The organism is Halomonas sp. XH26 (assembly GCF_024138895.1).
Classification (GTDB): domain Bacteria; phylum Pseudomonadota; class Gammaproteobacteria; order Pseudomonadales; family Halomonadaceae; genus Vreelandella; species Vreelandella alkaliphila.
On the sequence record NZ_CP071889.1, the window covers coordinates 1,231,031 to 1,257,006 of the forward strand.

The following is a 25,976-nucleotide window of genomic DNA, read 5'->3' on the forward strand; positions in this document are numbered from 1 at the left end:
GTACACTTATTCTTCCCTAGACCCGCAGATAGCCTATGAGTTGCGTAGGCCGAGGGAGCATTGTAGCAGGTCATTTAGCCTGTGATACTCAATCATTACTGTTATGAGGATTTCTATGTCCGAAGCTTTCAACGCGGACCGTGTAACGCGGCTATGTGATTTTCTGCATCAATCGCCTACGCCCTGGCATGCGACTCGCTGTATGGCGGAGCGTTTGGAGCAGGCGGGCTTTGTGCGTCTTGAGGAGACGGCTAACTGGCAGCTTGAGCCGGGCAAGCGCTATTACGTGACGCGCAATGATTCGTCAGTGATTGCATTTCAACTGCCTGCTGAGAAGTTAACCAGCCTACGCATGTTGGGTGCGCACACGGACAGCCCGGGGCTGCGTTTAAAGCCCAATGCCACCCAGTATGCCGCGGGATGGATGCAGTTGGGGGTGCAAGTATATGGTGGTGTGTTGTTAGCCCCGTGGTTTGATCGCGACTTGGGGTTGGCAGGGCGTGTGCATGTACGTCACGCCGATGGTCATTTAGAAAGTGTGCTGCTAAATGTGGACCGGCCGATTGCCATGGTGCCTAGTTTGGCGATTCATTTAGACCGCGATGTAAACGCTGGGCGTGTTATTAACCCACAAACGCAAATGTCGCCTGTTGTGATGCAGAGTGATAGCGCGCAGCTTAGCGACTTATTGGCTGATTGGTTGGAAGAGCAGCATGGCCTGCGCGCTGTGGAAGTCGTTGACTTTGAGTTAGGGTTTTATGACGTACAACCGCCATCGTTGGTAGGGTTGCGTCAGGAGTTGGTCGCCAGTGCGCGGCTAGATAACTTACTGTCGTGTTTTGTGGGGCTCGAGGCGATGCTGGCGTGTGATGCTAGCCAGGGGGCCTTATTGGTTGCTAATGACCATGAAGAGGTGGGTAGTGCCAGTGCATGCGGTGCTCAGGGGCCTTTCTTAGGTGATGTGCTGAAGCGTTTAAATGCCCAGGTAGGTGGTGCGACTGAAGAGTCGCTGATTCAGCTGATTCAGTCATCGCTTATGATTTCATGCGATAACGCTCATGCTTTACACCCGAATTTCCAAGACAAGCACGATGAACGTCATGGCCCTGCAATTAATGGTGGCCCAGTTATTAAGGTAAATGCTAATCAGCGTTATGCCACTAACAGTGTAACGGGGGCGCTGTTTCGGGATGTGTGTCGTGAGGCAGATGTGCCCGTACAGTCGTTTGTTACTCGTTCAGATATGGGTTGTGGTAGCACTATCGGGCCGATTACGGCTACTGAGGTGGGCGTGCCGACGATTGATGTAGGGCTTCCTCAGTGGGCAATGCATTCAGTTCGCGAAACAGCAGGTACCCGAGATGTTGATTATTTGACCCAGGCGTTGACGGTGTTTTTGAATCGTTCTGATTTGTGCTGAGTACATTGCTGATCAATAACGAAAAAAGCCCGCTGACTGAGTCAGCGGGCTTTCAATATTCGTGTGGTGGCTACGCCCTGATTTGAACAGGGGACCCCATCATTATGAGTGATGTGCTCTAACCAGCTGAGCTACGTAGCCATTCAACGGGGGCGAATATTACTCAGTAGCCCGTCGTTCGTCAAGTGTTTCTTTTTTTGTTTATCAAGCGGCAGCTGATCAGACGTTAAAACGGAAATGAATAACATCGCCATCTTTAACGATGTAATCCTTACCTTCTAAGCGCCATTTGCCAGCATCTTTAGCCCCTTGCTCGCCATTGAGAGCGACAAAGTCTTCGTAAGCAACCACTTCCGCGCGGATAAAACCTTTCTGGAAATCGGTGTGAATCACGCCAGCGGCTTCTGGGGCGCTAGCGCCTTCTTTCACTGTCCAGGCGCGGACTTCTTTAACGCCAGCGGTGAAATATGTTTGTAGGCCAAGCAGGGCATAGCCTGCGCGAATGACGCGATCAAGCCCTGGCTCTTCCATGCCCATTTCTGATAGGAACATACTGCGCTCTTCGTCATCCAGCTCGGCAATCTCAGCTTCTAACTGGTTACATACCGGCACCACTGCAGCGCCTTCTTCTGCCGCAATCTCATTAACGATATCCAGGTAGGGATTGTTCTCGAAGCCATCCTCGTTAACGTTGGCAATGTACATGGTGGGCTTGAGCGTTAAGAAACCGAAGCTCTTAATCTGGCGCTTCTCATCTTCATCAAGACCAAAGCTACGCAGCGGCATACCTTCAGCGAGATGTGGCTGAATGCGGTCAAGAATGGCCTTGGTGGCAGTGGCATCTTTGTCGCCGCCTTTCACTGCACGAACGAGGCGTTGGCTGGCTTTTTCGACGGTATCCAGGTCGGCAAGTGCCAGTTCCAAGTTGATGGTTTCAATATCTGCCCGTGGGTCCACTTGGTTGGCAACGTGGATTACGTTGTCATTATCAAAGCAGCGTACGACATGGGCGATCGCCTGGGTTTCGCGAATATTGGCCAAGAACTTGTTGCCCAAGCCTTCGCCTTTGGATGCCCCGGCGACTAAGCCTGCGATATCGACAAATTCCATTGTTGTCGGCAGCACTTTTTGTGGCTTGACGATCTCCGCAAGCTTATCAAGTCGCGGGTCAGGCATTGGTACGATGCCTACGTTCGGCTCAATGGTGCAGAATGGGAAGTTTTCTGCATCAATACCTGATTTGGTCAGCGCATTAAAAAGCGTGGATTTGCCTACATTAGGTAGGCCGACGATACCGCAGTTAAAGCCCATAAATTACTTCCTGGCCGCTAGGGCAGCGCAACAAGGGAAGCGTCTGCCAATATTGAAAAAAGGGCGTGCTAGAACGCCTGATTATAAAGGTGCTTATTAAGTGTGCTGCTATTTTACGCTATGAAGGCGGTTCATGGCTTTAGCCCAGTCGCCAGAGAGTGCAAGTGGTAGCGTAGCTAGGCACTCATCCAAAGCGCTTTCAATGGCTTCCCGTTCGGCTTTGCCGGGTCGGCCTAGCACATAGTTAACGACCTGACGTGCTTCTCCTGGGTGGCCAATGCCAATTCTTACCCGATGAAACTGCTTCTGGTTGCCTAAGGCGCTAATAATGTCTCGCAAGCCGTTATGACCGCCATGGCCACCGCCGGTCTTATAGCGTGCCTGTCCTGGCGGAAGGTCTAGCTCATCATGAGCAACCAGTAAATTGTCAGGCGTTAGTTTGAAAAACTGTGCAAGCGCTGCGACGGCAGCACCGCTACGATTCATAAAAGTAGTGGGGTTGAGAAGGTGCAGTTCATGGTCGCCAACACGTGCTTTGGCGTACAGGCCCAAAAATTTCTTTTCCGGGCGAAGCTCTGTGTGCGCACTGCGTGCAATGGCGTCTACCAGCCAAAAGCCCGCATTATGGCGAGTTGCATCGTAATCTGCACCGGGGTTTCCCAGGCCAATAATGGCCGTTACCTGGCTCATTGTCCCACCTCATAAAAATTTCTAGACGAAATTTTCGACGTCATGTCAGGCCGCAAAAAAAAATCAAGCGCCGAAGCGCTTGATTTTATCATTCCTGAGCCATGCAGGCATGACCCAGGTGGCACTGAAAAGCATCAGTTGGCAGCGCCGAGAGCTAGCGCTTTACTCAGCGCTGGACTCTTCTTCGCCTTCACCTTCGCTCTCTTCATCATCACCGCCACGTACTTTTACTTTGGTGATGCTTAGAACGGCGTTGTCATGCTCTTCACCGTGAGACAGGTCAACAGACGTAACGCCTGCAGGCAAGGTCAGGTCAGACAGGTGAAGGGTGGTGCCCAGCTCGACGTTGCTGATATCAACTTCCAGGAAGTCCGGAAGATCTTTCGGCAAGCAGCTAATGGCTACTTCATTGGCCAGGACGTGCAGTTCGCCGCCTTGATCTTTGATGCCGACACACTTCTCTTCGCCAACGACGTGCAGCGGCACGTTCATGGTGATTTCGTGAGTAGCGTCAACACGCAGGAAGTCAGCGTGGGTTAACAGCGGCTTGAACGGGTGACGCTGTAGGTCACGAACAACCACTTGCTCTTCAGTACCGTCGATGACCAGTTTGATCACCGAAGAGAAGAAGGACTCGTCTTCAATCGCTTTGTAGAAAGCAGTTTTTTCTACAGAGATAGACTGAGCGCCTTTTTCACCGCCATAAACAACGGCCGGTACTTGTTGGTTCGCACGACGCAGGCGGCGGCTCGCACCTTTCCCCAGGTCGTTACGAACGCTGGCTTTCAGGATAAAATCAGACATTTAATTTGCCTCTTGGTTTAAGTAAGGAAACGCCGCCGACCGCGACCAGACGACGACGCTTCCAGGGCCCCAATAGGGGGCTACTGCGTCAGGCGATTAGTGGAACATCGCGCTAACGGATTCTTCGTTGCTGACTCGACGGATGGCTTCCGCAATGAGTCCGGCAACGCTCAGCTGGCGAATTTTTCCGCTGCGACGGGCAGTGTCGGAAAGCGGAATGGTGTCGGTCACGACAACCTCGTCCAGCACCGAGTTGGTAATATTGTCGACGGCAGGGCCAGACAATATCGGGTGTGTTGCATAAGCGACAACGCGTGCTGCGCCGTGATCTTTTAGCGCTTCGCCAGCTTTGCAGAGCGTGCCAGCGGTATCAATCATGTCATCGACAACCACACAGGTGCGGCCTTCGATTTCACCGATGATGTGCATTACCTGGGCCTGATTGGCCTGGGGGCGACGCTTATCAATAATGGCAAGATCCGCGTTCAGCTGTTTGGCGATAGCGCGAGCGCGCACAACGCCACCGACATCGGGAGAAACCACAACGAGATCGTCGTAGTTCTGGCGCTCGATGTCGTCCAGCAAAATGGGCGAGCCGTAAACGTTGTCAACCGGTACGTCGAAGAAACCTTGAATTTGGTCAGCGTGCAGATCCATCGTCATAACGCGATCAACGCCAGCTTTTACCATCATATCAGCAACAACTTTTGCTGAGATGGGAACGCGAGCTGAACGGACGCGACGATCCTGGCGTGCATAGCCAAAATAGGGAACGACTGCCGTAATACGGGCAGCTGAGGCGCGACGCAGGGCGTCCACCATCAGAATCAGTTCCATCAGGTTATCGTTCGTGGGGGCACAGGTGGATTGCAGGATGAACACATCCTTACCACGCACGTTCTCATTGATCTCGACCGCGATTTCGCCGTCGCTAAATTGACCGACCGTAGCATTACCCATACGGCTGTCTAAGCTCTCGGCAATCTTTTGAGCGAGTTCGGGATTGGCATTCCCGGTGAAAACCATCAATTTTGACACGCGCAGCCACCTTTGCAGTGTTGGGGATCAGGGGAGAAAACGCAGATCATAATTAGGTTGGCTGGGGTACCAGGATTCGAACCTGGGAATGCCGATACCAAAAACCGGTGCCTTACCACTTGGCGATACCCCAGCAATAAACCTAATGCGATGACCGGGCGCTTTCAGCGGCCCAGAGCATCTTGTAGGGGAGAGGTGTTGAGTCCGCGCGCTACCCATGAATGCCAATGTTGACCTGCCATATGTGCGACGGCTTGCGCGGCTTGCTGTGAATCGAAAGCCGCAAACAAGCAGGCGCCGGTACCGGTCAACCGACTAGGTGCATGCTGCGTGAGCCAGTCTAATGCTTCCGCAATTGGCGGATAGCGTTTTTTGACGATAGCTTCGCAGTCGTTACGCCACTCCGGCGCTCCCCCCTGCAGTGCGCGCGCCATAGTAATGGGGAGGCTGTCGCGTGTCAATTCCGGGTCTTGGAAGATTGCTGGTGTTGAGACGCTAACGCCTGGATGGATGACCACGAACCAGGGCGTATCTAACGTGACAGACGTAAGCTTTTCGCCAACGCCTTCCGCCCAAGCGCTGTGACCGTGAACGAATACCGGGACATCGGCACCTAGTGTCAACCCTAGTTTTGCAAGCGCTTCTCTACTTAGTCCTAGTTGCCATAGGTGATTCAACCCGACCAGGGTGGTTGCTGCATTAGAGCTTCCACCGCCAAGACCGCCTCCCATCGGCAGATTTTTTTCGATGGCGACTGAGGCGCCTTGCTGAATGCCGCTTGCCTGTTGCAACAATTGTGCTGCACGTACAATTAAATTGTCGTTATGGGCAACGCCACTAAGCGTGTTGGAAAGCGTAATGGCGCTGTCAGTGCGTGGCGTGAAGGTAAGGTAATCACACAAGTCGATAAACTGAAAAAGCGTTTGCAGCTCGTGATAGCCGTCTTGACGACGGCCTACGATATGCAACATGCGGTTTAGCTTAGCGGGAGCAGGCAGTGTCAACGCCGAGGATGTTGCAGGCATGTGATCTCTCTACTGATCTAGGAGTCCGGGTTAGTGGATTGCCACTGATTGACGACCAGGGTAATGCGCAGGTCGCCGTAGTTCATCACTAGTCGGCGAGGCAGCCACATGCCCTCTACTTGCTCCCAATCGCGGTAGTCGATCTCCCAACCATCTTGCTGTAAGTGGTTAGGGAAGCCGAGTTCGTCTGATTCCAACTGGTAGCTGGCGTGCTCGCCCGGTAGGCCTCGTACCCAGTTAGGCATGGCGCGAACCGGCAATGACCAGCCAAGTTGCTCTTCCATTAATGCTTCCGGTGTTTCGGCTTCAAAGCGACCATCGCTAGTGGTTAGCGAAAAGCGCCCTTCGCGACCTTCTAGCACACTGCGTCCGCCGCCAAAGGGGCCACTGATTAGCATGCGGAAGTAGTGGGGGTGTTGATTCCAGTCTAGGTTGGCGCTGGTATTTTCCTGGGGGGTGCGCAGCCCTGCTTTGCCCACGAGTGTCCAGGTATCGAAGGCTTCAACGTCGGCTTGCTGGCGCTCCCATTGTCCAGCCTGACGTCCGCCATCGTCTACAGGCGCTTGGGTGGCGCATCCGGCCAGCGTTAACAGGACAATACCGGCCAGTAACAAGCGAGTTGAGCGCCTGCAGATTGATAAACGGCTCGCGGGCAGGGAATTGGTCAACATAAACTGGCTCCATGTCAGTACTGCGTAAACTATCTTTCATAAGGGCATGCTTTCATAAGGGCATGCTTTCATAAGGGCATGCTTTCATAAGGGCATGCTTTCATAAGGGCATGCTTTCATAAGGGCATGCTTTTATAAGGGCATGCCGTATTAGGGCGTGCTTAACGGTGTTAGTTCAGGATGGCGCTCAAGTAAGTCATCAATTTGCGGGTGATAGCTTGCCCGTTGAAGAATGCGCTCAATAAGCTGGCGTGCTTCTTCACTGCGCCCTAGGGCATGAAGAACTTCGGCTAAATGAGCGGCAATTTCTTGATCAGGCACTTGTGCGTAGGCGCTCTCTAACCACGCAAGTGCATTGTCAGGCTGGCCGAGCCGGAAATAGACCCAGCCCATGCTGTCGAGTATTGCAGGGTTGTTGGGATCTGCTTCATAGGCACGCTCAATCAAATCACGTGCTTCTTCAAGACGACCCTGGAGGTTCAGGTCGGCAAGCGTGTAGCCTAATGCGTTTAATGCATCTGCATTATCAGGTTCGGTATGCAGTATTTGGCGCAGATCGCGCTCCATCGCTTCAATATCGCCCGTTTCCCACGCGCGCATTGCCCTTAAATAAAGCAGGCTGGTGTCATCTGGCGTACGAGCCAGCTCTCTATCAAGTAGTGCCATGGCATCTTCTTGCAGATTAAATTCATCCAGTAGCTGTATTTCTAGCATTACCAGCTCGCCGAAGTAGTCGTCATGGCGCATTCGCTCAACACGCAGCATAGCGCGAGCATCTAGCAGGCGATCATTTTCAATCAGCATACGTGCAGCGGCGGCTCGGGCCGGAAGAAACTCGTTGCCGTCTTGTACTTGCCGATAATAAAGCAGCGCGTTATCGACTTCTCCTTGGGATTGGGCAATGGCTCCCAATAAGAAGTAGGCAGTGTTAGGTACGCGTTCATGACCAATCAGAGGTTGCAGTAATCGATACGCTGGCTCGCTATGGCCTTCTTCCAAATAGAGTTGGGCGAGAGCAATACGTAATTCTTCGTTACCACCATGCGTTTCTAACAACGTAGTGGTGTGTGCTTCCGCAGCGGTAATGTTGTTCAGGCGAATTTCAGCTTGGGCTAACATTAATATAAAACGGACATCATCGGGCGCTAAATCTAGCCCCCTTTGAGCGGCGTTCTGAGCACCACGATGATCTCCAGTCTCTATTGCTAGGCGCGCCTTAGCAAGCCACAAAGCGGCAGATTCAGGTGACAGCTGCGTTACTTGATCCAGATGCTGTTGCGCTTGACGTGTTTGCCCTAGTGCTGACTCGATCAGTGCGGCGCCAAGTAAAACATCGCTGTGGAATTCATTTTGCTGAGCGCCAGGCTGGGCAAGATAATCGCGCAATGGCTGGATTAATAGGTTCAGTGGCGCCTCTTCGGCCACAGCTGCCTCAGAAAAAGCGGCTATTTCGCCATTGCCCCCTGCTTCAGTGATCGCCAGACGCTGCTCTAAGCTGTCCAGCCAGTCTCCGCGTTGCAATGAGAGGGTTGCCAGCAATCTGTTCGGCAGCTCTGCTTGAGGGGCTAATTCACGCCAACGTATCGCGGAGGCTTCCATTAATGCGACATCATTGCCAAAGCGCGCTGCAAAGGTGGCGCGCTCGGCTAACGCAGGGTTGCGATAGCGCCGGGACGCTTCCAGATAGCCTTGGCTGGCGTAGCGATAATCGCCCCGTTGGCCAGCAAGTTCTGCTGTCAGCAGCGAGCGAAGACCCTCAGCATCCAGCCCGCGAGTAATCGGCGGTGCTGATTGCATGGGATCGTAAGCATCATTTTGAACCCCGTTATCAAAGGAAGACGGGGAAAGCTGGCAGCCGCCCAGTAGTAGCGTTGCGGCCAAGGGCAGTAAGGGTAAACCCAGTAACGATAGGGGGTGACCCAGTAGTGTCGCGCGAAGGGGCATGCGTCTCTCGATCAGGTGGCCGAGTGCTCAGCATAGCGGCTTGGTTGCCTGCGGCAAAGTGGTGTGCGCCAGAACATGCTGTGCTGTGATAGAATATTACACCTTGAAAACGGGGTGAGGTGGTGCAATCCATGGTGTCTACTCATAGTATCTACTTATAGTTCATAGTATCTACTCATAGTTCATCGTATCTACCCACTCTTTAGACTTGCTATAGCAAGCTCCAGACATTCAGATCGACAAGTGACGTGACGACCGATCCACTAGCGAAGACGCATAACGCATGACGCTTCTTGCCCTGGGAATAAATCATCGTACCGCCAGCGTGGCCGTACGTGAGCAGGTTGCATTTACGCCAACGCAGCTGGAAAGCGCGTTGACGGAACTGCGTAACCTGCCACAAATCAGCGAAGCGGCTGTGCTTTCGACGTGTAACCGTACCGAGCTTTATTGCGTGACGGATGCCGCCGGTGAGCATGCCGTGCTGGATTGGCTTGGGCGCTTTCATAATTTGCGCGTCGAAGAGCTTTCCCGCTGTGCTTATCATTATCTTGACAACGATGCTGCGCGTCATCTGATGCGTGTCGCCGTTGGCCTGGACTCTATGGTGCTGGGCGAACCACAAATACTCGGTCAGTTAAAAGATGCTTATCAGCAGGCCCGCCAAGCCAATGGGTTGGGGGGTGAATTGGAGCGGTTATTCCAACACACCTTCGCGGTAGCCAAACAAGTGCGCACGGAAACGGGCATTGGCAAAAATCCAGTGTCGGTCGCGTATGCTGCTGTCAGTATGGCTAGCCGTATTTTTGATGATTTTAGCCGTGCCAGAGCGCTTTTGATCGGGGCGGGAGAAACCATTGAACTGGTAGCGCGTCATCTTCATGAAGCCGGTGTGCGGCATCTCACGGTAGCCAATCGTACCCGGGAACGCGCTGAGCAAGTGTCTGCTCCTCTGGGTGGTTCTGCTATTACACTGCCAGAAATACCGGAGGCGTTAGAGCAGGCTGATATCGTCATATCCTCCACGGCTTCTCCGCTGCCGATCCTAGGGAAGGGAATGGTAGAGCGTGCGCTGAAAAAGCGCCGCCATCGACCGGTGTTTATGGTGGATATCGCGGTGCCCCGTGATATCGAGCCAGAAGTGGGTGAGCTTGCAGATGTCTTCCTTTATACCGTTGATGATTTGCAAGAGGTCATTGAAGAGAATCGCCGTCACCGTCAAGTTGCCGCTGATCAGGCTGAATCACTCATCGAGCACGGGGTGGGTAGTTGGCAGCATGAGCGTCGAATCCGCAATGGCGGCGAAATTATTCGCGACTATCGACGTCACGGAGAGGCCATTCGAGATCATTCCCGTGAGCAAGCTCTTGAGCGATTAGCCAAGGGTGAAGATCCTGCCAAGGTGATTGAACGTCTAGCTCACCAATTGGCGAATCGGTTAATGCACCAGCCCACGCTTGCCTTGCGCAACGCTGCATCCCAAGAAAATAACGAGTTGCTGAATGCCGCGCCCAATATACTACTGCCTGCTAAGCCTGCCTTTGAGCAACCAGTGGCCGCGGTAAAATGCCAGAAGGATGATACACCCGCATGAAAGAGACTTTGCGCCAACGTCTAGATAGCTTTTCCGACCGTTTTGAAGAGCTGGCAATGCTGCTGTCTGACCCTGAAGTGATTAATAATCAGCAGCGTTTTCGCGACTACTCCCGTGAGTACGCGGAATTAGAAGAGCTGGTCGCCGCCTGGCAGCGCTACGGCGAGGTAGAAGAAAGCATCGAAGAAGCCGTGCAGTTAAGTCGCGACAGCGACCCCGATATGCGCGAGCTGGCGGAAATGGAAATCAGTGAGGGGCGTGAGAAACTTGAAGCCCTGGATAGTGAGCTGAAACGCCTGCTGGTGCCTAAAGATCCCGATGATGGTCGCGGTGTTTTCTTGGAAGTGCGTGCTGGTACGGGCGGCGATGAAGCCGCTATTTTTGCGGGTGATCTGTTTCGCATGTACTCACGTTATGCGGAAAAGCGTGGCTGGCGCGTTGAAGTTGTCAGTGCAAGTCACGGCGAGCAGGGCGGTTACAAAGAAGTTATTTCTCGTGTGAAAGGCGATGGTGTCTATGCGCGCTTGAAATTTGAATCTGGCGCGCACCGCGTACAGCGCGTGCCCGCGACGGAATCGCAAGGCCGGATACATACGTCCGCCTGCACGGTGGCGGTCATGCCTGAAGTGGACGACGTGGGCGATATCGATATTAATCCCTCTGATTTACGCGTTGATACCTATCGCTCCAGTGGCGCGGGCGGTCAGCACGTCAACACCACAGATTCCGCTATTCGTATTACTCACTTGCCTACAGGCGTCGTGGTGGAGTGCCAGGAAGAGCGCAGTCAGCATAAAAACCGTGCAAAGGCGATGTCGTTGCTGGCAGCCAAGCTCAAACGCAATGCGGTTGACTCGCAGCGCCAAGAGCAAGCAGACGCTCGCCGCTCATTGGTCGGTTCAGGGGATCGTAGTGAACGAATCCGGACTTACAATTTTCCCCAGGGTCGGATTACCGACCACCGTATTAACCTGACACTCTATAAACTAACGGAAGTCATTACGGGTGAGCAGCTTGATGATGTCATTGAACCGCTCATTCACGAATATCAAGCAGAGCAGCTTTCGGCCCTTCAGGACGCCTAATGAGCTTTGATGTTGTGACTTTCGATGCTCTTTTACGACGAGCGGCGACTCGGCTGCAAACGGTAGGTTCGCCTTCCCCTAGAATTGATGCCGAGGTACTGCTCAGCCACGCAACAGGGCATGACCGTACTTGGCTGTATACCTGGGGAGATTGTGAGTGCCCCCTTTGGGAGCAAGCACGATTTGATGCGTTGGTGGCGGCACGTGCCCAGGGAATGCCAATTGCCTATCTGACCGGTGAACGAGAATTTTGGGGGCTGCGGCTGGCAACATCGCCAGAAACGCTGATTCCACGCCCTGATACCGAAACCCTGGTTGAGGCTGTCCTAATGCGTGCCAAGGCGAGGGCGGGGAGGTTGCTGGATCTTGGCTCTGGCACTGGCGCTATTGCACTTGCGTTTGCCAGCGAGAAACCTAACTGGCAAGTAATAGGGGCGGATATTCGCCCAGAAGCAGTGGCGCTCGCAACGCGAAATGCACAAGCGCTGAAGATCGATAATGCTCGGTTCGTAATTAGCGATTGGTTTAGCGCGTTCGCTCAGCCCCCTCAAGCGGTTGCATTCGATATTATTGTTAGTAACCCGCCCTATATAGCTGCCGACGACCCACATTTGCGGCTGGGTGATGTGCGTTTTGAGCCATTATCGGCACTAGTGGCCGATGCTGACGGGATGGCGGATTTGCTGCATTTGATTAGCACTGCTTGTGGCTACCTTTCCGATGGCGGCTGGCTTGCCCTAGAGCATGGTTATACGCAAGCGACCAACGTACGCACTGCGTTAGTGCGTGCTGGCTTCCAAAACGTTGAAAGTGTGCAAGACGTTGGAGGTCATGAACGGGTTACCCTGGGGCACCTTTAATAACTGCCTGATTCATCAGTATTGGATCCTGCCATGAAACCAAAAAATAGAACGCTGGACCGGATCGATCTTAAAATTCTGCGCTGTCTGCAGGAAAATGCGCGAATTTCCTATGTCGACCTTGCCGCTGAAGTCGGCTTATCCACAACTCCTTGTTTAGAGCGTGTTAAGCGCCTTGAGCGTGCGGGTATCATTCGCGGCTATCAAGCTATTCTTGATCCGCAGGCACTGAAAGCGAATTTGTTGGTCTTTGTGGAGATTAGCCTGGAAACTCAATCCCCTGCTGTGTTTGATGAGTTTCGTCGGGCGGTCGAGAAACTACCGCAAATCCAGGAGTGTCACTTGGTGTCTGGCCAGTTTGATTATATTTTAAAATGCCGAATTCCTGAGATGTCCGCTTACCGGCAACTGCTAGGCGATGTCGTACTGACACTGCCTGGGGTAAAAGAGTCCAAAAGCTATGTGGTAATGGAAGAAGTGAAAGAGAGCTTCAACTTACACATACCCGATTTCGAGGAATTTGAGGATAAGTAATCCCATGATGGATGATCAGGCGCTGCTGCGCTATAGCCGCCAAATTATGCTACCCGAGGTTGATATTGAGGGGCAGGAGCGCTTGAGAAATGCTCATGCTCTGATTGTCGGTGCAGGTGGGCTTGGGTCTCCCGTGGCGCTTTACTTAGCGGCCGCTGGCGTGGGCAAAATCACTATTGCCGACGCTGACACGGTAGAGTTGTCAAACCTGCAGCGCCAGATTGCTCACCAGCAGGCGAATATCGGCACCAACAAGGCACGTTCAGCAAAAGCGAGCATGCAGGCACTTAACCCTGAGTGCCATGTAATCGCCTTGGAGCAACATGCAGATGGCAAGGCGCTTGAGGCACTGGTAGCGTCGGCAGATGTGGTGCTAGATTGCACCGATCGTTTTTCAAGCCGTTATGCGATTAACGCTGCTGCTCAGCAGGCAGGTGTGCCACTTGTCTCAGGAGCGGCAATTCGTTTTTCTGGGCAGTTAGCCGTCTTTGATCCTCGCAACCCGGCATGCCCCTGTTATGCGTGCCTGTATCCTCCTGGCGATAGTGAAGATGAAGCCTTGAGTTGTGCAGAAAGCGGTGTCATGGCGCCACTGGTTGGGTTGATTGGCTGTTTTCAAGCGATAGAAGCTTTTAAGCTGTTGAGCGGTGCAGGAAAGCCGCATCAAGGACTCGCCACTTTTGAGGGTTTGAGCGGGCAGTGGCGTCATTTTCAGGTGCCGCGTGATCCTGCTTGCTCAGTGTGTGGGCACACTGATTAACCCTACGAGCAAAAAAACGCCCGCAGGGCAGCGGGCGTGACGTCACGGTCTTTACGTCAAAGGAAACAGCCTAATGGGCGGCAGGGGGTCCACCCCTCAGGCTAGCTAATGTCGATCAGATTAGTGGCGAATCAAATAGTCAAACGCACCCAGTGATGCTTTTGCACCCTCGCCCATGGCGATAATAATTTGCTTGTATGGCACGGTAGTCACGTCGCCTGCAGCAAATACGCCTGGAACTGACGTCATGCCATGGGCATCGACAATGATTTCACCGCGTGGCGTCATTTCAATCGGTGAGCCTTTCAGCCATTCGGTATTAGGCACTAAGCCAATTTGCACAAAGATGCCTTCTAGTGCGATGGTTTTCAGCTCATCGGTATTGCGATCTTTATAGGCTAAGCCGTTAACCCGGCTTCCGTCGCCTGTCACTTCCGTGGTTTCAGCGTTTAAAATAATGTCGACGTTAGGCAGGCTCTTAAGCTTTTTCTGTAGCACGGCGTCTGCACGCATCTCACCCATAAACTCGACTAGGGTGACGTGGCCTACAATACCGGCCAGGTCGATAGCGGCCTCAACGCCAGAGTTGCCGCCGCCAATCACTGCTACGCGCTTGCCTTTAAATAGCGGGCCATCGCAGTGGGGGCAGTAAGCAACGCCTTTGTTGCGATACTGTTGTTCGCCAGGCACATTCATCTCGCGCCAACGCGCACCGGTTGCCAGGACGAGGGTTTTACTCTTCAGCTTAGCGCCCGACTCGAAGGTTATTTCGTGCAAATCACCTTCGTTTTCAGCTGCTTTAAACGATGTGGCGCGCTGAAGGTTCATAACGTCAACGTCATACTCTTTAACATGCTCTTCCAGAGCGCTAACCAGTTTAGGGCCTTCGGTATGGCTGACGGAGATGAAGTTTTCAATGCCCATGGTGTCTGCCACCTGTCCACCGAAACGCTCAGCAGCAACGCCTGTGTTGATCCCTTTACGGGCAGAGTAGATTGCTGCTGAGGCACCTGCAGGGCCACCACCAATTACCAGCGTATCAAAGGCGGCTTTTTCGCTAAGTTTTTTCGCTTCTCGTTCGGCAGCACCTGTATCAACCTTGGCTAGAATCTGCTCTAAGGTCATACGTCCCTGGTCAAACGGTTTACCGTTTAAATAGATGCTGGGAACCGACATGATTTCCCGAGCTTCGACTTCATCTTGGAACAGTGCGCCATCAATGGCCACGTGGCGAACATTTGGGTTGAAAATCGCCATCAAGTTGAGCGCTTGAACAACGTCTGGGCAGTTTTGGCAGGAGAGCGAGTAATACGTCTCGAACAGCATTTCGCCGTCAAGCGCCTTGATTTGATTTAGCAGTTCTTCGGACGTTTTTGGAGGGTGTCCACCCACTTGTAGCAGTGCCAGCACCAGCGAGGTGAACTCGTGCCCCATCGGGATGCCAGCAAATACCACGCCGGTTTCTTCGCCGGGGCGGTTAATGGCAAATGACGGCGTGCGATTATCTTGACCGTCAGTTTGTAGTGTAATCTTGTCGCATAGGCCGCTGATGTCTTCGAGCAAACCTAGCAATTCACGTGACTTGGCACCGTCATCGAGGGACGCAACGATCTCGAACGGTTGAGTCACTTTTTCTAAATAAGCTTTCAACTGATTTTTTAAATTGGCGTCCAGCATGACAGTGGCTTCCTCGCAGTCAGCAGTAATGAGTTCTCAACCTAAAACGCTCGCTGCTGTTGAAAGACCGCAGCATGAGTAAGAGCGATAGGGAAAACGATGGTTGCGTTAACACGGGTACTCAAAAACGGGTACTTAAAAACAGGACACCCGGGGTATGCCCGGGTGTCGTGCTGCCTTAAGGGGCAACCCTGAACGGCAGCGGTAGGCCGTTTAGATTTTGCCTACGAGGTCCAGAGACGGGGCAAGTGTCTCTTCGCCTTCTTTCCATTTAGCCGGGCATACTTCATTTGGGTTCTCGCGAACGTACTGGGCAGCCTTCACTTTGCGCAGTAGCTCTTCAGCGTTACGGCCGATGTTGCCAGCGTTGATTTCGACGATCTGAATTTTGCCGTCGGGGTCAACAACGAAGGTGCCACGCTCTGCAAGACCTGCTTCTTCAATCAATACCTCGAAGTTGCGAGAGATCTGTAGGGTCGGATCAGCAATCATCGGGTACTGCAGCTTGCCGATGGTTTCAGAGCTGTCGTGCCAAGCTTTGTGAGTAAAGTGGGTGTCAGTAGACACGCTGTAGATTTCAACACCTAGCTTTTTAAATTCGGCGTAGTTGTCGGCCAAGTCGCCCAGCTCAGTCGGGCAGACAAAGGTGAAATCAGCAGGGTAAAAGAAGAAAATAGACCACTTACCTTGCAAGTCTGCTTCAGTGACGTCGATAAATTCGCCGTTCAGGTAGGCAGTCGCTTTAAACGGTTTTACTTCAGTGTTGATCAGGGACATTCAGAACGTCTCCAAAATAAGTGAGTGGCAGTGGAAAAAGTTATTACTCATGGTAACCAACTACGACCAATAGCTAAAATTGTAAAAATGCATCTAAGCAATAGTATTAGGCTATCAATGTGTGTTTTTCTGAGTTGGCTACCCTACAAGTGGGGTCGCATGAAGCAGAATACAAGAATTTTCCCCATGGGCTTGCGATAGATGTCGCTGCACCGCAAAATTCGCTTATCTGGCACAGTAGCCACAGCTGTTTTTAATGTTTTAGCGTAAGCTTGACGTTTGAATGACTCGGCACTTAACGAAATATTCTTAGCGATATTGGTTTTAATAAGGAGTAGTGAGATGGGCAATATTCACAAACTTTCAGTGGCCGTTACGGCCCTATCTTTTGCCGTAGCGGCTGCTAATGCCCAAGCGAATGAAGTGCGAGTTTACAACTGGTCCGACTATATCGCCCCTGAAACGCTAGAAAAGTTTACCGAGCGCACCGGTATTGAAGTGACCTATGATGTTTATGACAGCAATGAAATATTAGACGCTGCGCTTTTGTCTGGCCGTTCTGGCTACGATGTCGTGGTTCCTTCTACTTATTATTTTACCCGCCAGGTAAAGGCCGGTGTTTTCCAGCCCCTCAATCACGAGCTATTGCCTAATTTAGATAACCTCAATCCTGAATTGATGGCCAGCCTGGAAGAGATCGATTCGGGTAGCGAATACTCGGTGCCCTATATGTGGGGTACCAACGGCATTGGTTATAATGTTGATCGTGTGACAGACATTTTAGGCGATGACGCGCCAATGAATAGCTGGGCGCTGCTCTTTGATCCTGAAATGACCGCCGCGTTGAGCGAGGCCGGTTGTGGGCTGTCGATGCTGGATTCTGCTGATGAAATGCTGTCTCCCGCCATGGCATATCTAGGGTTTGATCCGCGTAGCGAAAATATCGAAGACCTGGAAGCTGCTGGTGAACTCATTGCCAGTGTTCGCGATGACATGACTTATTTCCACTCTTCTCGTTATGTTTCCGACTTGGCGAATGGTGATGTTTGTGTGGCCGCAGGCTATTCCGGTGATGTTTTCCAGGCGGCTGATCGTGCCGAAGAAGCCGGTCGTGACTTCACTATTGGCTACAGCATTCCTAAAGAGGGGGCCGCGCTGTGGTTTGATATGATGGCAGTGCCTGCTGATGCGCCGAATTCTGAAAATGCCCACGCCTTCATTAACTTTATTCTTGATCCGGAAATCGCCGCTGAAATTACCGAGTACGTGCGTTATGCCAACCCTAATGCGGCGGCTAATGAATATCTCTCTGATGAAATTATCAATGACCCGGCTATTTACCCTGAAGCCGAAGTGATGGAAAACCTCTATTTGCAGGCTGAAAAACCTCAAGACGTTCTGCGCGCACGTACGCGTATCTGGAATCGCGTCAAATCAGGTCGTTAATTTAGTCATCGCCTAACAGCGAGCCAAGCGAATGCTGGGCTCGCTGTTACTTTTTTAACGCCCGGTTTCCGGGCCTTTTGATGGGAGTGGCGAATGGTCACTACGCCCCTGTCGAACGAGCCGTCATCCTCTCCTGCGGTAACCCCTCCCGCCGCTCAGCGCGCTCAGGGAAAAACGCCAAGGTTTGCAGAAGATATTGTGCTTGAGGTAAAGCGCTTAAGTAAGCGCTTCGACGATGCGCTTGCGGTCGATGATGTTAATTTACAGGTAAAGCGCGGCGAAATTTTCGCCTTGCTAGGTGGGTCAGGATCAGGCAAGTCGACGTTGTTGCGTATGTTGGCAGGGTTTGAGACGCCCAGCGAAGGGCGGATTCTGCTTGGCGGCGAAGATATCACCTCTATGCCGCCACATAAGCGTCAAATCAATATGATGTTTCAATCCTACGCGTTATTTCCCCACATGACGGTAGCGCAAAACATCGCTTTTGGGCTCAAGCAGGACAAGCTAGCTAAGGCAGATGTCGATGCGCGTGTCGCACAAATGCTCAAACTAGTGCATATGGAACGTTTTGCTAAGCGTAAACCGCATCAGCTTTCCGGCGGACAGCGCCAGAGGGTAGCGCTTGCCCGTTCACTGGCCAAGCGTCCCAAGCTGCTGTTGCTGGATGAGCCGATGGGGGCGTTGGATAAAAAACTGCGCACTGAAATGCAGCTTGAGGTTGTCGAGATCATTGAGCAGGTAGGAGTGACCTGCATTATGGTGACTCATGATCAAGAAGAAGCCATGACCATGGCCGACCGCGTTGCGATTATGGCCGACGGCTGGATAGAGCAGGTGGGTTCACCGGTCGATATTTATGAAAGCCCGGCCAGCCGAATGGTGGCGGAATTTGTCGGTACGGTGAATCTGTTCGAAGGTGAAATCGTCGAAGACGCTGCGGACCACTGTCGCATTGCATCACCCGCATTATCTCGACCGATTTATATTGATCATGGCATCACGACCCAGGCGGTAGATCGCCGCGTGTGGGCTGCGCTGCGCCCTGAAAAAATCTGGCTAACCCGTGAGCAGCCATCCGCAGAGTACAACTGGGAAGCAGGTAAGGTTGATGATATCGCTTACTTGGGGGGCTACTCGCTTTACTACGTGCGTACTGCCTCTGGGCAAATGATCAAAGTGAGTATGGCCAATACTGAGCGGCGTGGTGATCGCCCAACCTGGGAGGATAGTGTTTATGTCTATTGGGAAGACCATAGCGCTATCGTGCTGAACCGCTAATGCCTCAGTGGCTGACAGGAGATCGTCTATCGTGATGCCATCTCGCATTGCAGGCTTCGTAAAGCGGTTGCAGTTAGGTCGTCGCGCAGTTATTGCGCTTCCGCTTTTGTGGCTTACGCTATTCTTTTTGTTGCCGTTCGCGCTGGTCCTAAAGATTAGCCTTTCGGAAGCAGCAATTGCTATTCCCCCCTATGGGCCGCTGGTTGAGTATGCTGATCAAACGCTCAATATCTTTTTGAATCTGGGCAACTATTTGTTTTTGTTGTCAGATTCTCTCTATGTGGCGGCCTACTGGGGCTCGATAAAAACCGCGTTTGTAGCGACAGCAGTATGTCTGTTGATTGGCTATCCGATGGCGTATGCGATGGCCCGTGCTCCGGGGCGCTGGCAACTTATTTTGCTGCTGTTGGTAATGCTGCCGTCGTGGACGTCGTTTTTGATTCGCGTCTATGCATGGATGGGTATTTTAAGTAATAGCGGGTTAATCAATAACGTATTGTTGGGAATGGGGCTGATCGACTCACCGCTACGCATGATGAACACCCAGTTTGCTGTCATTATCGGCATTGTTTATGCCTATCTGCCGTTTATGGTACTACCACTTTATGCCCATCTAACGCGGTTGGATAACTCGCTGCTAGAAGCGGCGTCTGATTTGGGTTCGCGCAAGCTTAATACCTTTATCAAAGTCACGCTGCCGCTCTCTATGGGCGGAATCATCGCGGGCTCTATGCTGGTATTTATTCCCGCCGTGGGTGAGTTTGTGATCCCTGAGCTGCTCGGGGGCCCGGATACGCTGATGATTGGTAAAGTGCTATGGGAAGAGTTCTTCTTAAACCGCGACTGGCCTGTGGCCTCGGCGTTAGCCATGGTAATGCTATTGCTGCTGTTAATTCCCATTGTGTGGTTCCATCGCTACCAGTCACGGGAGCTTGAATCATGATGAGACTGCGTAGACGCCCACGCTTTACCACAGTGATGTTAGTGTTGGGTCTGTTGTTTCTTTATTTGCCCATGGTGGTGTTGGTGGTCTACTCCTTCAATGCCTCACGGCTGGTGACAGTGTGGGCAGGGTTCTCCACACAATGGTATGGCGAACTATTTCGTGATCAACAGATCCTGTCTGCGGTTTGGACTAGTCTGAAAATTGCCTTTTTTGCCGCCAGCATGGCGGTATGCTTGGGTACAGTGGCCGCTTTCGTTATGACGCGCTATGGCCATTTTCGCGGCAAGACGGCACTGTCGAGTATGGTTACCGCGCCGCTGGTAATGCCGGAAGTTATTACGGGGCTGTCGCTATTACTGCTATTCGTGCAGATGGCTCAACTGATTGGCTGGCCGGCTGATCGTGGCATGGCGACTATCTGGATTGCTCACACAACGTTTTGCAGTGCGTATGTTGCGGTGGTTGTGGCAGCCCGCCTACGCGAAATTGATCGCTCTATTGAAGAAGCTGCCATGGATTTAGGCTCGCCACCGGTGAAGACCTTTTTCTTTATCACGCTGCCTGTTATTTCGCCTGCATTAGCAGCGGGGTGGTTGCTGGCATTCACGCTTTCACTAGATGACTTGGTTATTGCCAGCTTTGTCTCTGGCCCTGGTGCCAACACGCTGCCAATGGTGGTGTTTTCGTCGGTGCGGATGGGGGTGTCGCCTAAGATCAATGCGCTGGCTACGCTGATTATTCTGGCCGTATCGCTCACGACGCTATTGGCGTGGTTCTTCATGCGTCGGGGTGAAGCAAAACGAAAAGCACTACTGCGACAAGCCGAGAGTGCTTAGCGACTAGGGTGTTAAAGCACATCGTCGTCTCGCCCGGTGAGCACTGCTTCTAGCTCACCGGTTATTAGAGAGACAATGATGTGTAATTGAATCGGTGCGCAGCACTGGTGGCAATCCTCCCAGGTATCGTGGCTACCTTGAGAGGTGTCGATAAGAAATGTGAGTGGTGTATCGCAGTAGGGGCAGTAAAAATCATAATTTACTAGCGCGTCATCCTGCATGGCTATTTCCCCTTAATGTAATCGCTAGCGCCCTTTTATCGAAAAGCCCTGAAAATGAGTAAGTCTGAAGATAATAGTGTAGCAGTGACCTTGTCCGGTAGGACATGTAAGTAATGAATCAGGTAGGATAATGACGTATTCCTTAAAGCCACCTAGAGATGAGTGCGATGATGATACGACACATGGCAGTAGCGGCCTTTTTGGCCTTCCCGATGGTCGCCCAGGCAGAAACCCCTAACGTCACGCCTGGCGAGTGGGAGTTTGTCAGCGTGACTAGCATGAGTGGTGACATGCAAATTCCGGATCAAACGGAAACCGAACGTCAGTGCATCACTCAAGAAGAGCTGGATAGCGCTGAGTTTGGCTTCATTGAAGAGGAAGAGGGTTGCGAGCTGCTCAGCCAGGATATGAATGCCGATGGCCTTTCCTACAGCATGGTTTGCCGTGCCGATGGCGGTGAAGCGACTATCGATGGCGAAATGCGTTTTATGGGTGAGCAGATCGAAGGTAACGTGGATATATTCACCCAATCGCCGATGGGTGAGCTGACCATGAATACAGTGATTGAAGGCGAGCGTATTGGTAACTGCGAATAACACGGCAGTTAGCATCTTCATGACCTAAAACAAAAGGCGCCTGTGTGGCGCCTTTTGCTTAGTGCGAAGGCCGCTATATGACCTTTCGCAATGGCCTATGTTAGCGCTCGGGGGTATTAAGCGGCGTATGATGAGCGATAGGAGCGCTGGCTATCTCTTCTTCTAATTGGCGTTTAACTGCCCCAGGCGAGCCTGAGTAACGCGCAAGCAGGTCGTAGGCTACCGGGACGACAAACAGCGTAAATATGGTCGCAGAGCCAACCCCCGCCATAATGACAGTGCCAATAACCAGCCGTGATTCCGCACCCGGGCCGCTTGATAGTATCAGCGGTATCGCACCTGCCATCGTAGTGACTGCTGTCATTAGAATTGGCCGTAAGCGTGTTACCGATGCTTCAATTAAGGCAGAGCGAAACGCCTGGCCCTCATCGCGTAGCTGGTTGGCAAACTCAACAATCAGAATGCCGTTTTTAGCGGCAAGGCCAATAAGTAGTACTAAGCCTACTTGGCTATAGATATTGAGTGACTGCCCGCTAAGCAGCAAGGCAAGCAGGGCGCCGATCATGGCTAGCGGGACGGTCAGCATGATAACAAATGGGTGAATTAAGCTTTCAAACTGGGCCGCAAGTACTAAGTAAACCACCACGGCACCGAGCACTAATAAGAACATGGTAGCGCCACTGGCCTGTTGAAAATCGCGAGAAGGCCCAGCAAGGTTCGTTTGTACCTCTTCCGGCAATATATTGTCAGAGGCTTGTTGCAAATATTCCAATGCTTCACCAAGGGAATAACCATCGGCTAGATTGGCTTCAATCGTAATGGCGCGAACGCGATCAAAGCGGTTCAACGTGCTAGCACCCGCGAAGTCAGAGAGCGTTACCAGGCTGGCTAGAGGAATCAGCTCTCCTGAGCGTACTGAGCGCACTTGAATATTGTTTAGCGCAGCAGGGCTGTTTTGACCGCTGCGGTCACCTTCAAGGATGACATCGTACTCTTCCCCATCATCCACATAACGAGTGACGTTGCGCCCACCGAGTAGCACTTCCAGCGTCCGGCCTATCTCTGAAACCGTGACGCCCAACGCTGCAGCGCGTTCATAATTGATATCCACGCGTAACTGGGGCTGTGTCTCATCATAATTACTTTCAATAGCGGTAATACGTGGGTTGTTTTCACGAACATGAGTAATCAACCTATCCCGCCAACGCGCTAAATCCTCGTAAGTGCCGCCCCCAAGTACGAACTGCACAGGCTTTTGAGTGCGCTGTCCAAAACCTTGTCTCATCACTGGAAAGGCCTGAACACCTGGAAGTGTTCGTAGCTGCTGACGAATCTCGGCCATGATTTCCCAAACGCTACGACGGCTTCCCCAGTCAGCCATGTTGACGATAATAAAACCGCTGTTGAAATTTTCGATATTACCAAAGCCGCGTGGTGCGCGAACCACAATTCGTTCAAGCTCACCATTTTCTACAAAAGGCGTTAATCTGGCCTCTATCTCATCCATATAGTCCATCATATAGTCAAACGTTGCGCCTTCAGGGCCGTTGACAAGGATAATGAAATTGCCACGATCTTCTTGCGGAGTGTATTCATTGGGCAGCTCGGTTGCCAGCCAAGCGGTAGCGGCTATCAACAAGAAAAACAGGGCAACGACCAGCCACTTTAATGTGAGTACGATTTCTAATGCACGCTGGTAACGACGTTGGGTGCCCGTTAGCAGCCACTGAACGGCTTGGCTAAGTCGGCTATCATGCATACCTGGCTTGAGGATCTTAGAAGCCATCATCGGGGTGAGGGTAAGGGCTAGTAGAGTTGAGACAACAACCGCCGCCGCCATGGTAAGTGCGAACTCTGAAAATAGCCGACCAATATCCCCCTGCAGCATGCTGAGGGGAACGAAGACTGCCACTAGCACCAGCGTGGTAGCAATCACCGCAAAAGCGATTTGCCGTGTGCCTCGAAATGCTGCGACCAGTGGTGTTTCTCCGTAGTCGTGCATACGTCGATTGATATTTTCAAGCACTACAATCGCGTCATCAACAATCAGCCCAATCGCCAGCACCAGCGCCAATAGCGTGAGTAGATTAATCGAAAAGTTCATGGCGGCTAGGGCGGTAAATGCCCCAATGACAGCAATCGGCACCGTCACTGCAGGCACTAGTGTAGTGCGCAGATTACCTAAGAACATAAACATCACCACGACGACTAGCCCCATGGCGATAAACAGCGTCATCACTACTTGTTCGATAGCGCCTGAAACAAATACTGATGCATCATAGTTAAGGCTGAGTGACATCCCCTCCGGCAAGGTGCCTTGAAGCCGGTCAAGTTCTTGTCGAACGGCTTCCGATAGCTCCACTACGTTGGCCGTTGATTGCATGATCATGCCTAGTCCCACCATCGGGACGCCATTGGCACGAAACACAGATCGGTCCTCTACCGAGCCTATCTCGACACGCGCTACATCGGCCAGGCGTACTAGATAACCGTTACTGCCTTCGATTAAAGCAATCTGTTTAAAATCATCAGCGGTCGCGAAACTGCGCGGCAAACGAACAATAAATTGGCGATCTTCGGATTCAATTGAGCCCGCTGGCAACTCAACATTTTCAGCACGCAAAGCATCCTCAACATCGCCGACAGTGAGCCCCCGTGCTGCGAGTGCATTGCGGTCCAGCCAAACTCGCATCGCGTAATCACGTCCACCACCCACGCGCACCCTTGCCACGCCGGGTTGTACCGAAAGGCTGTCCACCAGAAAGCGATTGGCATAATCGGTCAGTTCGGTAATGGAGTAATCCGCACCAGAGAGACTGAGCCACACGACAATAGTCTCACTACTGTCGGCTTTAGTGACCTCAGGATTATCTGCATCATCTGGAAGGTTGCGCAGTGCTCCTGAAATACGATCGCGGATATCGTTGGCGGCAGCATTGATATCCATGCTGATGGCGAACTCGATTTCAATTCGTGAACGACCATCCTCGCTTTGCGAGGTAATTAACTCAATGCCTTCCACGCCGGCGATACGGTCTTCGAGCACTTGGGTAATGCGTGTCTCTACAACGCTTGCAGATGCGCCAGGGTAGCGGGTATCAATACTAACGATAGGTGGATCAACCGTTGGGTATTCTTGCAGGGGCAGCCGGTTGAGTGCCAGTAAACCAAACGCGATAATCAGTGTGGCAATCACCATCGCCAGCACTGGCCGCTGAACTGAAATGTCGGATAAGCGCATTAGCGATCAGCCTCCAGTAGCGTGCGAATATCCGTCTCTTCATCAGCGATACCTAGCAACCTGACTTGCTGGCCATCTCGAGCGAGCTGTAATCCGTGAATCACGATTAGGTCACCTGCACTGATACCCTCCAGCACCTCTACTTCACCGCTTCGTCGTTCGCCAATAATGACTTCTCGCCGTTCTAATCGAGAGGTGTCGTCCTGCTGGTTGATCAGCATCACAAAGTGGCGGTTGCCACTGGGTTCGATCGCTGCTTCAGGAAGCACAAGCGTATCGCGGACTCGTTGCTGAACTACGACCTCCATTAACATCCCAGGCCGCAGACGCAGCCCAGGGTTTACCATGGCAGCGCGAACGTTAACACTGCGGGTGATAGGGTCTATGCGGGTGCCAATGCTAGAGATCTCACCGCTGAAGAGCTCGTCTGGGAATGCCGCTGTAGTAGCACTCAGCTTTAGACCGTTGGACAAACGCCCTAAAAATACTTCAGGTACGGTAAAGTCGAGCTTCATGACATCTAGCTTATCAAGTGTGACAAGCTCCATGCCGGGCGTTACTAATGCACCGATACTGACGTTACGAAAGCCAACTCGCCCGCTAAAAGGGGCATGTAAGCGATAATTTGACAGCCTGGCCTCTAACGCTTGTGCGTCAGCTTGTGATTGGCGTAAACGCGCCTGGGTATCTTCTACATCAGCCCGCGGAGCGAGGTTGCGTTGTTGCAACTGGGTGGCTCGACCTAGCGCATTGCGACGTTCATCATTGAGGGCTTGCGCAGCCCTTAGCTGAGCCTGTTCTTCAGCATCTTCTAAACGAATTAATAGCCTTCCGCGCTCTACCTGTTCGCCATCTTCAAAGTTAATCTCGGCAATCGTATCGGTCACCGTGGCGGAAAGTGTCACGCTTTCATCTGCACTCAGTGTCCCTAGCGCTTCAAGCGGATCAGACCAAGTTGTTATAGCGGCGTAGTGCCCAATAACCGGAGGGGGAGACTGTGCCAACGACGGACTAGCCCATATCAGGGTAAACAACCAGAAGAGCAAAATACGTTTACAAACAAGCATGAGCGTCTCAGTGTTATCAAAATGCTTAGTAATACCACTTAGGGGATCACCGTGTTAGAGGGCGAAGTGTATACAGTGATATTCTGTTAAAAAGATATACGTTATTTGTACGGTATATTTTTAATGTACAGTAATTTTGAGCTATTTACCTGTTA

Annotated in this window: 23 protein-coding genes and 2 tRNA genes; 11 read left to right on the forward strand and 14 right to left on the reverse strand. The window is 52.2% G+C overall.

Annotated features, from left to right (window positions below):
• Window positions 1-115: 115 nt before the first annotated feature.
• A complete protein-coding gene (locus tag J4377_RS05660) occupies window positions 116-1,420 on the forward strand; it encodes a M18 family aminopeptidase (protein ID WP_038482696.1) in 1,305 nt (434 codons plus the stop codon).
• Between the two features lie 64 nt (window positions 1,421-1,484).
• Here J4377_RS05660 and J4377_RS05665 read toward each other — a convergent pair.
• The 9 genes from J4377_RS05665 to J4377_RS05705 all read right to left on the reverse strand — a co-directional run bounded on the left by J4377_RS05665 (window position 1,485) and on the right by J4377_RS05705 (window position 8,903).
• Window positions 1,485-1,561: transfer RNA gene (locus tag J4377_RS05665), tRNA-Met, on the reverse strand.
• A gap of 78 nt (window positions 1,562-1,639) precedes the next feature.
• Window positions 1,640-2,731 (reverse strand): redox-regulated ATPase YchF, encoded by a 1,092-nt coding sequence (gene ychF / locus J4377_RS05670; RefSeq protein WP_038482699.1) that lies wholly within the window; start codon window positions 2,729-2,731, stop codon window positions 1,640-1,642.
• A 108-nt stretch (window positions 2,732-2,839) separates the two neighbouring features.
• A complete protein-coding gene (gene pth / locus J4377_RS05675) occupies window positions 2,840-3,421 on the reverse strand; it encodes an aminoacyl-tRNA hydrolase (RefSeq protein WP_038482702.1) in 582 nt (193 codons plus the stop codon).
• A 162-nt stretch (window positions 3,422-3,583) separates the two neighbouring features.
• Window positions 3,584-4,225, reverse strand: coding sequence for a 50S ribosomal protein L25/general stress protein Ctc (locus J4377_RS05680; RefSeq protein WP_095602305.1), 642 nt, complete (start codon window positions 4,223-4,225; stop codon window positions 3,584-3,586).
• 96 nt (window positions 4,226-4,321) lie between these two features.
• Window positions 4,322-5,263 (reverse strand): ribose-phosphate pyrophosphokinase, encoded by a 942-nt coding sequence (locus J4377_RS05685; protein ID WP_009722639.1) that lies wholly within the window; start codon window positions 5,261-5,263, stop codon window positions 4,322-4,324.
• Between the two features lie 58 nt (window positions 5,264-5,321).
• Window positions 5,322-5,396, reverse strand: a tRNA-Gln gene (locus J4377_RS05690).
• Between the two features lie 31 nt (window positions 5,397-5,427).
• Entirely contained in the window at window positions 5,428-6,288 is an 861-nt protein-coding gene (ispE, locus tag J4377_RS05695; RefSeq protein ID WP_120385457.1) for a 4-(cytidine 5'-diphospho)-2-C-methyl-D-erythritol kinase, read from the reverse strand.
• 17 nt (window positions 6,289-6,305) lie between these two features.
• Window positions 6,306-6,959 carry a lipoprotein insertase outer membrane protein LolB gene (lolB, locus tag J4377_RS05700; protein WP_253487348.1) on the reverse strand — a complete coding sequence of 218 codons (654 nt, stop codon included), beginning with the start codon at window positions 6,957-6,959 and terminating at the stop codon, window positions 6,306-6,308.
• A 150-nt stretch (window positions 6,960-7,109) separates the two neighbouring features.
• A complete protein-coding gene (locus tag J4377_RS05705) occupies window positions 7,110-8,903 on the reverse strand; it encodes a tetratricopeptide repeat protein (protein ID WP_253487350.1) in 1,794 nt (597 codons plus the stop codon).
• A gap of 283 nt (window positions 8,904-9,186) precedes the next feature.
• On the opposite strand from J4377_RS05705, the gene hemA reads away from it, so the two are divergent.
• The 5 genes from hemA to J4377_RS05730 are packed head-to-tail and all read left to right on the forward strand — an operon-like array spanning window position 9,187 to window position 13,736.
• Window positions 9,187-10,497: a glutamyl-tRNA reductase gene (gene hemA / locus J4377_RS05710; protein ID WP_038482719.1), complete on the forward strand. Its 1,311-nt coding sequence runs from the start codon at window positions 9,187-9,189 to the stop codon at window positions 10,495-10,497.
• Window positions 10,494-11,582, forward strand: coding sequence for a peptide chain release factor 1 (gene prfA / locus J4377_RS05715; RefSeq protein ID WP_095602303.1), 1,089 nt, complete (start codon window positions 10,494-10,496; stop codon window positions 11,580-11,582). Before hemA ends, prfA begins: the two co-directional genes overlap by 4 nt.
• A gap of 14 nt (window positions 11,583-11,596) precedes the next feature.
• Complete coding sequence (gene prmC / locus J4377_RS05720; protein ID WP_038486590.1) at window positions 11,597-12,442, forward strand: peptide chain release factor N(5)-glutamine methyltransferase; 846 nt, start codon at window positions 11,597-11,599, stop codon at window positions 12,440-12,442.
• A 33-nt stretch (window positions 12,443-12,475) separates the two neighbouring features.
• Window positions 12,476-12,976 (forward strand): Lrp/AsnC ligand binding domain-containing protein, encoded by a 501-nt coding sequence (locus J4377_RS05725; protein ID WP_038482725.1) that lies wholly within the window; start codon window positions 12,476-12,478, stop codon window positions 12,974-12,976.
• A gap of 4 nt (window positions 12,977-12,980) precedes the next feature.
• On the forward strand, window positions 12,981-13,736 hold the full coding sequence (locus tag J4377_RS05730) for a molybdopterin-synthase adenylyltransferase MoeB (protein WP_038482728.1): 756 nt from the start codon (window positions 12,981-12,983) through the stop codon (window positions 13,734-13,736).
• Window positions 13,737-13,856: 120 nt separating this feature from the next.
• Here J4377_RS05730 and ahpF read toward each other — a convergent pair whose 3' ends face one another.
• Both ahpF and ahpC read right to left on the reverse strand, forming a co-directional pair.
• On the reverse strand, window positions 13,857-15,413 hold the full coding sequence (gene ahpF / locus J4377_RS05735; RefSeq protein ID WP_120385456.1) for an alkyl hydroperoxide reductase subunit F: 1,557 nt from the start codon (window positions 15,411-15,413) through the stop codon (window positions 13,857-13,859).
• Window positions 15,414-15,626: 213 nt separating this feature from the next.
• Complete coding sequence (gene ahpC, locus J4377_RS05740; RefSeq protein WP_038482734.1) at window positions 15,627-16,190, reverse strand: alkyl hydroperoxide reductase subunit C; 564 nt, start codon at window positions 16,188-16,190, stop codon at window positions 15,627-15,629.
• Between the two features lie 342 nt (window positions 16,191-16,532).
• Here ahpC and J4377_RS05745 point away from each other — a divergent pair, with 342 nt between their 5' ends.
• The 4 genes from J4377_RS05745 (at window position 16,533) to J4377_RS05760 (ending at window position 20,696) form a co-directional block, all read left to right on the forward strand.
• On the forward strand, window positions 16,533-17,636 hold the full coding sequence (locus J4377_RS05745) for a polyamine ABC transporter substrate-binding protein (RefSeq protein WP_253487352.1): 1,104 nt from the start codon (window positions 16,533-16,535) through the stop codon (window positions 17,634-17,636).
• Between the two features lie 93 nt (window positions 17,637-17,729).
• Complete coding sequence (locus J4377_RS05750) at window positions 17,730-18,914, forward strand: ABC transporter ATP-binding protein (protein ID WP_038482739.1); 1,185 nt, start codon at window positions 17,730-17,732, stop codon at window positions 18,912-18,914.
• A gap of 34 nt (window positions 18,915-18,948) precedes the next feature.
• Complete coding sequence (locus J4377_RS05755; RefSeq protein WP_232482968.1) at window positions 18,949-19,857, forward strand: ABC transporter permease subunit; 909 nt, start codon at window positions 18,949-18,951, stop codon at window positions 19,855-19,857.
• Window positions 19,854-20,696, forward strand: coding sequence for an ABC transporter permease subunit (locus J4377_RS05760; RefSeq protein WP_095602300.1), 843 nt, complete (start codon window positions 19,854-19,856; stop codon window positions 20,694-20,696). The genes J4377_RS05755 and J4377_RS05760 overlap by 4 nt, the downstream gene beginning before the upstream one ends.
• An 11-nt stretch (window positions 20,697-20,707) precedes the next feature.
• On the opposite strand, the gene J4377_RS05765 is transcribed toward J4377_RS05760, so the two are convergent.
• Window positions 20,708-20,917 (reverse strand): CPXCG motif-containing cysteine-rich protein, encoded by a 210-nt coding sequence (locus tag J4377_RS05765; protein WP_089038639.1) that lies wholly within the window; start codon window positions 20,915-20,917, stop codon window positions 20,708-20,710.
• A 167-nt stretch (window positions 20,918-21,084) separates the two neighbouring features.
• On the opposite strand from J4377_RS05765, the gene J4377_RS05770 reads away from it, so the two are divergent.
• The gene (locus J4377_RS05770) at window positions 21,085-21,513 is read left to right on the forward strand and encodes a DUF3617 family protein (protein ID WP_038486596.1); all 429 of its coding nucleotides are present in this window, start codon (window positions 21,085-21,087) and stop codon (window positions 21,511-21,513) included.
• A gap of 100 nt (window positions 21,514-21,613) precedes the next feature.
• On the opposite strand, the gene J4377_RS05775 is transcribed toward J4377_RS05770, so the two are convergent.
• Window positions 21,614-24,754: an efflux RND transporter permease subunit gene (locus tag J4377_RS05775; RefSeq protein WP_253487354.1), complete on the reverse strand. Its 3,141-nt coding sequence runs from the start codon at window positions 24,752-24,754 to the stop codon at window positions 21,614-21,616.
• Window positions 24,754-25,821, reverse strand: coding sequence for an efflux RND transporter periplasmic adaptor subunit (locus J4377_RS05780; RefSeq protein WP_038482751.1), 1,068 nt, complete (start codon window positions 25,819-25,821; stop codon window positions 24,754-24,756). The genes J4377_RS05775 and J4377_RS05780 overlap by 1 nt, the downstream gene beginning before the upstream one ends.
• Window positions 25,822-25,976 lie beyond the last annotated feature (155 nt).